The sequence below is a fragment of the Novosphingobium sp. 63-713 genome, assembly GCF_001898925.1.
Lineage (GTDB): Bacteria > Pseudomonadota > Alphaproteobacteria > Sphingomonadales > Sphingomonadaceae > Novosphingobium.
The window spans coordinates 83,350-95,957 of the sequence record NZ_MKVS01000008.1 but is presented as its reverse complement, the minus strand read 5'-3'; the positions used below and the strand labels follow the sequence as shown (position 1 = coordinate 95,957).

Here is a 12,608-nt window from a genome sequence, read left to right as displayed (position 1 = left end):
AGGCGTGCCCCGCGCCCATCTCCCCTGTTAATCCGACCAATAATAAGGAAGTGCCAGATGCGGATCCTGATCGTCGAGGATGAACCCACGCTGGGCCGCCAGCTCAAGACAACGCTGGAGCAGACCGGCTATGCGGTTGACCTGTCCACCGATGGCGAGGATGGCCATTTTCTGGGCAGCACCGAAGATTACGATGCGGTGATCCTTGACCTTGGCCTGCCCGAAATCGATGGGCTGACGGTGCTGTCCATGTGGCGCAAGGAGGGGCGCAAGTTCCCCGTGCTGGTGCTGACGGCGCGCGATTCGTGGTCGGACAAGGTGGCCGGGCTGGATGGCGGCGCCGACGATTATCTGGCCAAGCCGTTTCAGACCGAGGAACTGATCGCCCGTCTGCGGGCGCTGATCCGCCGTGCTTCGGGCAATTCCTCGTCCGAACTGATCGCGGGCGATGTGCGTCTGGATACGCGCTCGGGCCGCGTCACGCTGGCCGGTGAGCCGGTGAAGCTGACGGCGCAGGAATACAAGCTGCTCTCCTATCTGCTCCATCACAAGGGCAAGGTGGTGAGCCGCACCGAATTGATCGAGCATATTTACGATCAGGATTTCGACCGCGATTCAAACACTATCGAGGTGTTTGTCACGCGCATTCGCAAGAAGCTGGGCGCCGATGTGATCACCACGATCCGCGGGCTTGGCTACAGCCTTGACGAGCCGGCGCGCGGATAAGCAACAATGGCCAGCGCCCAAGCGCCGGAAACAGCAAAGAGCGATACGGGCAGGGTTGACCAGGTGAAATACACCGGCAGCCTTGCGCGGCGCATGATGCTGATCGCGGTGGGCTGGATTTTGGTGCTGCTGCTGGCGGGCGGGCTGGCGCTGGATCGGGCGATGACCGCGATGGTCACGCGCAATTTCGACGAACAGCTCGGCTATATGCTGACCGGCATGATCGGCAGCGCCGAAATCGGCCCCGACGGCGAGGTGTTCTTCAACCGGCCCCTTGGCGACCAGCGTTTTCTTGAACCCAACAGCGGCCTCTATTGGCAGATCAGCGGCAAGGGACATGAGGATTTCCCCAGCCGCTCGCTCTGGGACCGCACGCTGAAAATCTCGGCCGATCATCAGGACACGCAGGCCCATATTTTCGATTCGAGCCAGTTTTCCGGCGAGCCCCTGCGCATCATGGAGCGTTCGATCATCCTGCCGGGCAGCAATACGACATGGTGGTTCGTGGTGGCCGAGAGCCGCCATGAGTTGGACGCGCAGATCCGCCGCATCCGCACGATCCTGATCGACAGCTTCCTTGTGCTGGGCCTTGGCCTTGTGCTGATGGCGGCGATCCAGAGCTGGTATGGCCTCTCGCCGCTGCGCCGCGTGCGTCTGGCCATCGCGCATATGCGCAGCACCGGGGCCAACCGGGTGAACGACCCTCTGCCGGTTGAGGTGCAGCCCTTGGTGCAGGAATTGAACGACCTGCTATCCCACAACGAGCGGCAGGCCGAGGAGGCGCGCACCCATGCGGGCAATCTGGCCCATGCGCTCAAAACGCCGCTGACGGTGCTGCTCAATGCGGCGCAGGCCAAGGAGCCCGATCTGGCCGAATCGGTGGCGCGCGAAACGGCGGTGATGCGCCGACAGGTCGAGCACCATCTTGCCCGCGCGCGAGCCGTTGGGCGGCGCGGGGCGGGGCAGGCGCGCACCGTGGTGTGGGATGCGGCCAAATCGGTGATGCGCGCGGTCGAGCGACTTTATGGCGATGCGCGCTTTGACCTTGATGGATCGCATGACGCACAGGTTGCCATCGAGCGGCAGGATCTGGACGACCTTCTGGGCAATCTGATCGAAAATGCGGCCAAATATGGCGGCGGCAGCGTCTTCGTCACCATTGATGCGGGCGACAAGGGTGAACTGGTCGAAATCTGGGTCGAGGACGACGGCATGGGCATCCCCGAGGCCGAGCGCACCCGTATCTTCGACCGTGGCGCGCGGCTGGATACGGGCAAACCGGGCACGGGGTTGGGGCTGGCTATCGTGCGCGATGTGGCGGAAATCTATGGCGGAAACGTTGAGCTGGACGAGAGTGAGGATCTGGGCGGGTTGCTGGTGAAGTTGCGATTGCCCAGGGCGCGGGGGATAGAGGTTAAAGGTTAAGGATGCCTCCGCCGGGCAAAGGGCGGGGGCCCTTTGCAATCCCCATATTTGTGAGTGTGCTATAAGATCAGCCTTGCCGCGCCGCAGGCTATTAAACCGCTTCGCGGAACAGCGCCCCGACGCGAATATGGCGCAACCCCATAACGGGATTGCAAAGGGACTGAGTCCCTTTGCCCGCCGGAGGCATCTTTACCCCTTAACCCTTACTCGCCCAATTTGGCCTTCTCATGATGCCGGATCACTTCATCAATGATGAAGCGCAGGAATTTTTCGCCAAAATCAGGATCAAGCTGCGCATCCTCGGCCAGTTTGCGCAGGCGTGCGATCTGGCGCTCTTCGCGGCCGGGGTCGCTGGCGGGCAGGGTGTGGGCGGCTTTATATTCGCCCACGGCCTTGGTGATGCGGAATCGCTCGGCCAGAATGTGAATCAGCGCGGCATCGATATTGTCGATGCTCGACCGGAAAGAGGCCAGAACCGGATCGGTGGTGGCAACAAGGCTGCCCTGATGTGACGTTTCAACCATAAAGCGCCGCTAGCATGAGACAATGGTCGATTCCAGCCTTGCCTTTGCGCGGGATGCGGCGCAATGCGAGCCCGATGACTGCCCAACCCGTTTCCTTGAATGAACTTGGGGCGCCCATGGATGCGCCTCAGCCCTCGATCGACCCTTTGCTGGCGCTGACGGCCAAGGGGATGGACGAGGTAAACGCCGTGATTCTGAGCCGGATGCAGAGCGACATCCCGCTGATCCCGCAGCTTGCCGGGCATCTGATTTCGAGCGGGGGCAAGCGTCTGCGCCCGATGCTGACGGTCGCGGCGGCGGAACTGGTGGGCTATACGGGCGGCGCGCAATATGCGCTGGCTGCGGCGGTTGAGTTTATCCATACCGCCACGCTGCTGCATGACGACGTGGTCGATGGCTCGGACCTGCGCCGGGGCAAGGCGGCGGCCAATATCATCTATGGCAACCCGGCCACGGTGCTGGTCGGCGACTATCTGTTCAGCCGGTCGTTTGAACTGATGGTTGAGGCCGGATCGCTGCGCGTGCTCGACATCCTGTCGCGCGCCAGCTCGATCATTGCCGAGGGCGAGGTTGATCAGTTGACCGCCCAGCGCAAGATCGAGACGAGCGAGGAACACTACCTCTCGATCATCGCCGCCAAGACCGCCGCGCTTTTCGCCGCCGCCTGCCGTATTTCGGCGGTTGTTGCCGGGCGCAGCGAGGCCGAGGAGCATGCGCTCGACGACTATGGCCGCTACCTTGGCGTGGCGTTCCAGTTGGTGGACGACGCCATCGATTACGACTCCGAAGCTGCCGAAATGGGCAAGGGCAAGGGCGACGATTTCCGCGACGGCAAAATGACCCTGCCGGTCATCCTCGCCTATGCCGCCGGCAATGAGGAAGAGCAGCAGTTCTGGCGCGACGCCATCGCCGGTTTCCGTGCCGAGGACGAAGATCTGGCCGAGGCCATCGCGATCATCGCCCGCCACGGGACGGTCGAGGCCACCCGTCAGCGCGCGGCGGATTATGCGCAGAAGGCGATTGATGCGCTGAGTATTTTCCCCGCTGGCGAGATGCGTTCGGCGCTGGAGGAAGCGGCGCTGTTTTCGGTGGCGCGGCGGTATTAAGAGGTAGTTGCCCGCCGGAGGCACCTGAAATCCCTCGCCGGAGGCCCACTTCCCTTTTCCCCTAAAATCCATATGACGCAAACCTGTGTCAGACCTGCCCATCCATACCGTCCTGCCTGAACTCCTGAAGGCCCTGCGTGATCGCCCCAATGCCGTGCTGATCGCGCCGCCCGGTGCGGGCAAGACGACCAGCGTGGCCCCCGCGCTGATCCGCGAGGCGTGGTGCAACGGCAAGGTGATCCTGCTTTCGCCCCGGCGCGTGGCGGCGCGCGCGGCGGCCGAGCGCATGGCCGAAATGATGGGTGAGAGCGCCGGGCAGACGGTGGGCTATCTGACCCGTTTGGACAGCAAGCAATCGGCCAAGACTCGCATTCTGGTGGTGACCGAGGCGATTTTTGTCGCCACCATTCTGGCTGATCCCGAACTGTCCGGTATTTCCGCAGTTCTGTTCGACGAGGCACATGAGCGCAATCTTGACAGTGACTTAGGTCTGGCTCTTGCGGTGGAGTGTCAGCAGGTCCTGCGCGAAGATCTGCGCATCATCCCGATGTCGGCCACGATTGACGGCGAGCGTTTTGCCGCCTTGCTCGGCCCCGATACGCCGGTGATCGAGAGCGAGGGGCGGGCCTGGCCTTTGACCATCCGCTGGCTGGGCGCGCGGGCCGAGGCGCGGATCGAAGAACAGATGGTGAGCGCGATCCTGACCGCATGGCGCGAGGAGGAGGGCGATATTCTGGCCTTCCTGCCCGGCGTGGGCGAGATCACCCGCGTGGCGGAAAAACTGGAGGAGCAGCTAAAAAGTACGCCGATCCTGCCCCTGCACGGCCAATGCGAGCCGCAGGCCCAGCGCGCCGCGATTCGCCGCGATCCCGAAGGTCGCCGCCGTATCGTGCTGGCCACTAGCATTGCCGAGACTTCGCTGACGCTGGACGGCGTGTCGGTGGTGGTCGATTGCGGCCTGTCGCGTCGCCCGGAATATGACAAGGCAGCGGGTGTCACGCGCCTCATTACCACGCGATCCTCGCAGGCCGCCGCCGCCCAGCGTGCGGGCCGCGCTGCGCGTCAGGGGCCGGGCGTCGCTTATCGCTTGTGGGAGGAGGCCGCTCATGCCGGTCGCCCCGCCTTTGATCCGCCCGAAATGCTGACCAGCGATCTGGCGCCTTTTACCTTGGCGCTGGCGCAATGGGGGGCGCTTGATCCGGGCGCAATGGCGTGGATTGATCCTCCTCCGGCGGCGGCCCTGTCGGCCGCGCGGGCCAAACTGGTCAGCCTTGGCGCGCTGGATGGTGATCGGATCACCGACCATGGCCGCGCGATGGCAAGTCTGCCGATGGGGCCGGAGCAGGCGCATATTCTGCTCTATGGCGCGGCGCGCGGGGCGGGGGAGGCGGCGGCAATGCTGGCCTTTCTGTTGCAGGAGCGCGCGCTGGGCGGGCGGGGCGAAGACCTTTTGGCGCGGCTTGATCGCTGGCGGAGCGACCGTTCGGCCAAGGCCGAAGCGGCGCGGCAAATGGCCAAGCAATGGGCGCGGCGGGCCGAAAAGCTGGTCGCGCGCATCCCCGGCGAGGCCCCGCCCGCGGGCGTTTTGCTGGCCGAAGGTTTCCCGGACAATCTGGCCAAGCGGCGCGATGCCAGCGGTGAGGAATGGCTGGCGGCGGGGGGCAGGGGGCTGGTGCTCGATGGCCTGTCCTCGCTGGCCCGCGCCGAATATCTGGCCGTGGGCGAGGCCCAAGGGTCGGCCAAGGGCGCGCGGATTACCGGGGCGATTGCCCTTTCCGAGGCCGAGGTGCTCGAACATCTGGCGCACCGGATCGAGCGGCGTTCCACCTTGCGCTGGGTGGCGGATGAGCGGCGGGTTGAGGCACTGCTCGAGCGGCGGCTGGGGGCCTTTGTGTTCATGCGGGGCAGCGATCCCAAGCCCGATCCCGCCGCGATCACGGCTTTCCTGTGCGAGCGGATCCGGGCCGAGGGGCTGGGCCTGCTGCCTTTGGGGCGCTCGAGTCTGGGCCTGCTCAAACGCGCACGCTTTGCCGGGGTGGAGGCACTGAGCGAGGCGGCCTTGCTGGCTGATCTGGAGGATTGGGCGGGGCCGCATCTCAAACGGCGGCTTGATTCGGTGGAGGCCGGGGCGTTGCATCAGGCTTTGCTCGACCGGCTGGGCTGGGATGGGAAGCAGACGCTCGACCGGCTGGTGCCCGGCGAGTTTCGCAGCCCGGCGGGCAGCACGCATCCCATCGATTATGACGATGCGGGCGGGCCATCGGTCGAGGTGCGCGTGCAGGCGCTGTTCGGCCTTGAGCGCCACCCCACCTTTGGCAATCCGCCCCAGCCTTTGCGACTTTTGCTTACTTCGCCGGGCGGAAAGCCGATCCAGACCACGATGGATCTGCCCGGATTTTGGCGCGGATCGTGGCGCGATGTGGTCAAAGACATGAAGGGCCGGTACCCCAAACACCGCTGGCCCGACGAGCCATGGGCCGAAGACCCCAGTTTGAAGACGAAAAACGCGTTTCATGCCCAACGTCGCTCTTGATTTATGGCGCGATTCGCTGGCATGGCAGCGCCTATGACCGCACGTATCTTTCAGCGCCCGAAGAACGCCATGCAGTCCGGCAAGGCCCTGCTGGACCAGTGGATCCTCGAATTCGCCCCCAATGAAGCCCGCCGTCCCGACCCCCTGATGGGCTGGCCCGGCAGCGCCGACACGCAAAATCAGGTGAGCCTCAAGTTCGCCTCGCTGGATGAAGCGAAAGCCTATGCCGACAAGCATGGCATCCTCGCCACTATCCACGCCACCCCGCCGCGCCGCCTTAAGCTGCAGGCTTACGCGGATAATTTCCGCTAAGCATCAAAGGGGCTTGCCTTTCGCGGCAAGCCTCGCCATAGGCCGCTCCGGGAGTCGGTCGGACGTTGCGTCCGCCAACCTGGTCAGGTCCGGAAGGAAGCAGCCACAACGGAATTGCCGCGGGTCGGCCGGCTCCTACGTTACAAAGAACCAGCTTTCGGGCTGGTTTTTTTGTTTGTGCGGTGGGTGGTTTATGCCTCCGGCGGGCAAGGGTCTCGACCCTTTGCAATCCCATGACTGGGGTGGTGTGAAAACACCGGCATTCCGCGAAGCGGCTTAATTTATAGCCTCCGGCGGTGCGGCGTTGCGCTCCGTTACATTGGGGCGCAACGCAGACAGTAATGGGAGCGCGAGGGTCTAGACCCTCGCATTTATCCCTTCTTCTTTCCCTGCAACCCATTCGACAAACCTTTCCCCAAGCCCTAGTTAGACATTCATGATGACTGATTCCTCGGACATGTTCGGCGGCGACGATGACGGCGATGATCTGCCGTGGGACGATGACGCGCCAGAAGATCAGCCCAGCGCGGCCGAACTGGAAGAGGCGGGGCAGGAGAGCATGTTCGGCGCGCCCGATCCGGCGCCCACCCCCGCGCCCGTAGTTTCGGCGCAGCCCTATCGCGTGCTCGCCCGCAAATATCGTTCGCAGACTTTTGCCGAGCTGATCGGTCAGGACGCGATGGTCCAGACGCTGGCCAATGCGATCAAGCGTGATCGTCTGGCCCATGCGTTTTTGATGACCGGCATTCGCGGCGTGGGAAAGACCTCCACCGCGCGCCTGATTGCCAAGGCGCTCAACTGCGTGGGCGCGGATGGCAAGGGCGGTCCGACCATCAGCCCTTGCGGCGTATGCGAGCCTTGCGTGGCGATTGCCGAGGGGCGGCATATCGACGTGATCGAGATGGACGCGGCCAGCCATACCGGCGTGGACGACGTGCGCGAGATCATCGAAGCGGTGCGCTATGCGGCGGTTTCGGCGCGCTACAAGATCTATATCATCGACGAAGTTCACATGCTTTCGCGCAATGCTTTCAATGCGTTGCTCAAGACTCTTGAGGAACCGCCTGCGCATGTGAAATTCCTTTTCGCGACCACCGAGGTCGACAAGCTGCCGATCACCGTCCTGTCGCGGTGTCAGCGGTTTGACCTGAAACGCATCCCGGCCAAATTGCTGGCCGAGCATTTCGGCGCGATCTGCGAAAAGGAAGGCGTGGCCATCGAGGCCGAGGCGCTGGGCATGATTGCCGAGGCGGCCGAAGGTTCGGCGCGTGACGGGCTGTCGATCCTCGATCAGGCGATTGCCCATGCCGATCTGGCCAGCGATTCCGACCATACCAATGTCACCGCCGAGAGCGTGCGCGAGATGTTGGGGCTGGCCGACAAGAGTGTGCAGCGCAAGCTGTTCGCCGCCTTGCTGAATGGCGATGGCACGGCTCTGCTCGATCTGGTGTCGGCGCAATTTGCGCTGGGGGTTGAGCCTATCGCCCTGATGCGCAGCGCGATGGAAATCACTCACCGCATCACCGTGGCCCAGGTCGGGCGCGGCGAGGTCAAGGCCGTTTCCGAGGATGAGCGCAAGGCCATCGAGGATTGGGCCAAGCGTTTGCAGCCGGGGCAATTGCATCGTCTTTGGCAGATGCTGATCAAGGGGCATGACGAGGTCAAGACCGCGCCCGCGCCTTTGGTAGCGGCGGAAATGGCGTTGCTGCGTTGCCTCCATGCCGCAGATATGCCCGATCCGGGGCAATTGGTGAAAAAGCTTGAAGGGCTGGCCGCGCAGGCTGTGGCCATGCCGCCTTCTGCGCCCGGCGAACCGGCGCAGGCGCCTGCCGCCCCCGCTATGGATTGGCGGCAATTGGTCGAGCATGTCGAGCATTATTCGATCCCCATGGGGGCGATGATGCGCGGACAGGTCCGCGTGGTGGAACTTTCCCCCGCACGGCTGGTTTTCGAGCAGGCTCCGGGCTTTGCGATGAATATCGTCGAGGATCTGCGCAAGATCCTGCGTGAGGTGACCGGCGATCTGTGGGAGGTCGAGCAGCGCAGCGAAGGCGGCCAACCGACTTTGATGGAGGTTGAAGCCAAGGCCCGTGAGGCGCAGGTCAGCCAGCGCCAGCAGTCGCCCCTGATGCAGGCCGCATTGGCCGCATTCCCCGGGGCGCAGGATATTACCGATGAAGGACAGTCTGGCGGTTTTGCTCGCCGCCAGTCCTATGGGAGCCGTTAAATGAAGTCGATGGAAGAAATGATCAAGGCCGCCCAGCAGGCCGCCGAAACGATCCAGAAGCAGATGAACGAAACCCAGTCGAAGCTGGATTCGCTCGAGGTTGAAGGCAGCGCGGGCGGCGGTCTTGTCAAGATCCGGGCCAGCGCCAAGGGCCGCGTTATCGGCGTTGCGGTCGATGACAGCCTGCTGGTGCCCGCCGACAAGGGCATTCTGGAAGACCTGATCGCGGCCGCCTTCAACGATGCGCGCGCCAAGGCCGATGAAGTTGCCGGGGCCGAACTGGCCAAGGCGCAGAGCGGCATGGGCCTGCCGCCGGGCTTTAAGCTGCCGTTCTGATCCCTCCATGACGGGAATGCATCAAGGGCTGTGGCGTGGCGCCATGGCCCTCATGCTGGCCTGCGCGGCCCCAGTGGCCGTGGCCGTCGAGAGCGACAAAGCGACCGATCCGACCGCCGCGACCTGTCATCCCAGCTTTTCGGTTGATGACAGCGCCATGTCGGCCGGAACCGCCTTTTTGCTCGACATGACCGAGCCCCCCAGCCCGAGCAATCCGCTGGCGCCGCGCCCTCCTGCGCTTTTTCTGGTGACGGCGCTGCATCTGTTCGGGCCGAATGGCGGGTTGGCGGCGCAGATCGCATCCGAAAACCTGCCCGAGCATGTGAAGATGACCGGCTGCACCAATGGCGATGGTCAGCATTGGGCCGCGCGGCGTACGCTGGCGATTCCAGGCGCGGTGCCGATGGCCACGCCCTTTCGCGATGTGGCCGCCTTTGCCGCCGATCCGGCCAGTCTGAATGGCGCCACCCGCCTGCAACTGGCCGACAAGGCGGCGGCGGTGGGCGATGAGGTATGGGTCGTGGCCTCGATGGGGGGCGATGGGCGGATCCGGCGCTATGGCGCGCGGGTGATCTATAACGGCCCCGATGCGCTGCAATATGCCTTTGTCGACGGCACGCTGGCCTTGCAGGCCAGCAGCGGGGCCGCCGTGGTGGATGGGGCGGGCCGTGTGCTGGGTCTGCATCTGGGCGGGGGCAAGGATCGCGGCGATCTCTTGGGCATGGCGGTTCCGCTTGACCGTCTGCGCGCCCTGATCGGCGCGGCGAAATAGGAAAACCGCGCCGCTGCCTTCTGTGGGCAAATTGCCAACATGGGCGATTGCGGCCCTTTTCCCCATTGCACCACGCGCATCCGCTCCCCATATCCTCAAAAACAATGCGGGGCTGCCGTTCTGAGGCGCAGCCTGAATGGAAGATTATGACCGACGAGAACACTCCCTCGAATGTGATTGCGCCGCTGCCGATGCTGCCGCTGCGCGATATTGTGGTTTTTCCCGGCATGGTGGTGCCGCTGTTTGTGGGTCGCGAAAAATCGGTGGCCGCATTGGAAGCGGCCATGGCGGGCGACAAGGATATCTTCCTGCTGGCCCAGCTGGACCCGGGTTGCGATGATCCCCATGCCGATGACCTCTATGATGTGGGCGTGGTGGCCACGGTGCTGCAACTGCTGAAACTGCCCGACGGCACGGTGCGCGTGCTGGTCGAAGGCACGCGGCGCGCGCGCATGGTCGCCCTGACCGAGGAAGAGGAGATGCTGCGCGCCGAACTGGCGCCGGTGGAAAGCGGCGAGGCCGAAGGGCCCGAAGTCGCGGCCATGATGCGCAGCGTGGTGGATCAGTTCGGCGAATATGCCAAGCTGAACAAGAAGCTCTCGCAGGATGCGGGCGACCAGCTTTCCGAAATCGAGGACGCATCGGCTCTGGCCGATCAGATCGCCAGCCATATCAGCGCCAAGGTGGCCGACAAGCAGGCATTGCTGTCGGAAACCGATCCGTTGAAGCGGCTGGAAATGGTCTATGGCTTCATGGAAGGCGAACTGGGCGTTCTGCAGGTGGAGCGCCGGATCCGTGGCCGCGTGAAGCGCCAGATGGAAAAGACCCAGCGCGAATATTACCTCAACGAACAGTTGAAGGCGATTCAGAGCGAGCTGGGCGGCGGCGATGAAAACGGCGCCAATGAAATTGCCGAGCTGCAGGAGCGCATCAACAAGCTCAAGCTGAGCAAGGAAGCGCGGACCAAGGCCGAGACGGAGCTGAAGAAGCTCAAGACGATGCAGCCGATGAGCGCCGAGGCGACCGTCGTGCGCAATTATCTCGACGTGCTGCTGGGTCTGCCCTGGGGCAAGAAGAGCAAGCTGAAGAAGGACATCGGCGCGGCGCAGGCGGTGCTCGATGCCGATCACTATGCTCTGGACAAGGTCAAGGACCGGATCATCGAATATCTGGCGGTGCAGGCGCGGACCAACAAGTTGAAGGGGCCGATCCTGTGCCTCGTCGGCCCGCCGGGCGTGGGCAAGACCTCGCTGGGCAAGAGCATTGCCAAGGCAACCGGGCGCGAATTCATCCGGCAATCGCTGGGCGGCGTGCGTGATGAGGCCGAAATTCGCGGCCACCGTCGCACCTATATCGGCTCCATGCCGGGCAAGATCGTGTCGAACCTGAAAAAGGCGGGCACGAGCAATCCGCTGTTCCTGCTCGACGAGATCGACAAGCTGGGTCAGGATTTCCGCGGCGATCCGGCCTCGGCGCTGCTCGAAGTGCTGGACCCGGAACAGAATGCCAAGTTCCAGGACCACTATCTGGAGCTGGACATCGATCTGTCGGACATCATGTTCGTCTGCACGGCCAACAGCCTGAACCTGCCCCAGCCTTTGCTGGACCGCATGGAGATCATCCGTCTGGAGGGGTACACCGAGGACGAGAAGGTCGAGATCGCCGAGCGCCATCTGGTGGCCAAGCAGGTCGAGGCGCATGGGTTGAAGAAGGGCGAGTTCACCCTGACGCAGCCGGCGCTGCGCGATCTGATCCGCTATTACACCCGCGAGGCGGGCGTGCGTACGCTGGAGCGCGAGATCGCCAGGCTGGCGCGCAAGAGCCTGCGCAAGATCCTTGAGGGCAAGGAAAAGGGCGTGACGATCACGCCCGAAAACCTGGCCGATTTCGCCGGTGTCCGCAAATTCCGTCATGGCGTTTCGGATGAGGAAAATCAGATCGGTTCGGTGACCGGGCTGGCTTGGACCGAGGTGGGCGGCGAATTGCTGACCATCGAAAGCGTGACCGTGCCGGGCAAGGGCGCGGTCAAGACCACGGGCAAGCTGGGCGAGGTGATGAGCGAGAGCGTGCAGATGGCGTTTTCGTTCGTGAAGGCCCGCGCGCCTGCCTATGGGATCAAGCCTTCGATCTTCAACCGCAAGGATCTGCACATCCACCTGCCCGAAGGCGCCGTGCCCAAGGATGGGCCGAGTGCGGGCATCGGCATGGTGACGGCGATGGTTTCCACGCTGACCGGCATCCCCGTGCGCGCCGATGTGGCGATGACCGGCGAGGTCACGCTGCGGGGGCGTGTGCTGGCGATCGGGGGGCTGAAGGAAAAGCTGCTCGCTGCGCTGCGTGGCGGCATCAAGACCGTGCTGATCCCCGAGGAGAATGCCAAGGATCTGGCCGAGATTCCGGCCAATATCCGCGAGGGTCTGGAAATCGTGCCCGTCAGCCATGTGGATCAGGTGCTGGCGCGCGCGCTGGTTGAGGTGCCGCAGGCCATCGAGTGGACCGAGGCCGATGATCTGGCCAGCCAGCCCGGCGCTGCGCCTGCGGGCGCGCCGCCGGCTTCTTCGGCCACGGCGCACTGATCTGCTGCACCAATTTTGCTGCAATGCGGCGACTCGGGTTTACCCCCGGGTCGCCGCATTGCGGTTTGGCC

General features: G+C 64.0%; 10 protein-coding genes and 1 other RNA gene. 10 read left to right on the top strand and 1 reads right to left on the bottom strand.

Going from position 1 to position 12,608, the window contains the following annotated elements; translation table 11 throughout:
- Positions 1 to 57 precede the first annotated feature (57 nt).
- Positions 58 to 726, top strand: a complete 669-nt coding sequence (locus BGP00_RS05620; RefSeq protein WP_168604622.1) for a response regulator transcription factor — start codon at positions 58 to 60, stop codon at positions 724 to 726.
- A gap of 93 nt (positions 727 to 819) precedes the next feature.
- Positions 820 to 2,151, top strand: coding sequence for a HAMP domain-containing sensor histidine kinase (locus BGP00_RS05615; protein ID WP_168604722.1), 1,332 nt, complete (start codon positions 820 to 822; stop codon positions 2,149 to 2,151).
- A 203-nt stretch (positions 2,152 to 2,354) separates the two neighbouring features.
- Here BGP00_RS05615 and BGP00_RS05610 read toward each other — a convergent pair whose 3' ends face one another.
- On the bottom strand, positions 2,355 to 2,675 hold the full coding sequence (locus BGP00_RS05610; RefSeq protein WP_168604623.1) for a chorismate mutase: 321 nt from the start codon (positions 2,673 to 2,675) through the stop codon (positions 2,355 to 2,357).
- A 74-nt stretch (positions 2,676 to 2,749) separates the two neighbouring features.
- Here BGP00_RS05610 and BGP00_RS05605 point away from each other — a divergent pair, with 74 nt between their 5' ends.
- From BGP00_RS05605 to lon, 8 genes are all read left to right on the top strand, one after another.
- A complete protein-coding gene (locus BGP00_RS05605) occupies positions 2,750 to 3,781 on the top strand; it encodes a polyprenyl synthetase family protein (protein WP_292690166.1) in 1,032 nt (343 codons plus the stop codon).
- 85 nt (positions 3,782 to 3,866) lie between these two features.
- Positions 3,867 to 6,314 carry an ATP-dependent helicase HrpB gene (gene hrpB / locus BGP00_RS05600; protein WP_292690168.1) on the top strand — a complete coding sequence of 816 codons (2,448 nt, stop codon included), beginning with the start codon at positions 3,867 to 3,869 and terminating at the stop codon, positions 6,312 to 6,314.
- Positions 6,315 to 6,347: 33 nt separating this feature from the next.
- Complete coding sequence (locus tag BGP00_RS05595) at positions 6,348 to 6,626, top strand: ETC complex I subunit (protein WP_168604626.1); 279 nt, start codon at positions 6,348 to 6,350, stop codon at positions 6,624 to 6,626.
- 47 nt (positions 6,627 to 6,673) lie between these two features.
- Positions 6,674 to 6,768: signal recognition particle sRNA small type (ffs, locus tag BGP00_RS05590), an RNA gene on the top strand.
- A gap of 297 nt (positions 6,769 to 7,065) precedes the next feature.
- Positions 7,066 to 8,853, top strand: a complete 1,788-nt coding sequence (locus BGP00_RS05585; protein ID WP_292690237.1) for a DNA polymerase III subunit gamma/tau — start codon at positions 7,066 to 7,068, stop codon at positions 8,851 to 8,853.
- Positions 8,854 to 9,189, top strand: a complete 336-nt coding sequence (locus tag BGP00_RS05580; protein ID WP_292690169.1) for a YbaB/EbfC family nucleoid-associated protein — start codon at positions 8,854 to 8,856, stop codon at positions 9,187 to 9,189.
- Positions 9,190 to 9,232: 43 nt separating this feature from the next.
- Positions 9,233 to 9,961, top strand: coding sequence for a trypsin-like peptidase domain-containing protein (locus BGP00_RS05575; protein WP_292922909.1), 729 nt, complete (start codon positions 9,233 to 9,235; stop codon positions 9,959 to 9,961).
- Positions 9,962 to 10,107: 146 nt separating this feature from the next.
- Positions 10,108 to 12,537 (top strand): endopeptidase La, encoded by a 2,430-nt coding sequence (gene lon, locus BGP00_RS05570; RefSeq protein ID WP_292690173.1) that lies wholly within the window; start codon positions 10,108 to 10,110, stop codon positions 12,535 to 12,537.
- Positions 12,538 to 12,608: the final 71 nt, after the last annotated feature.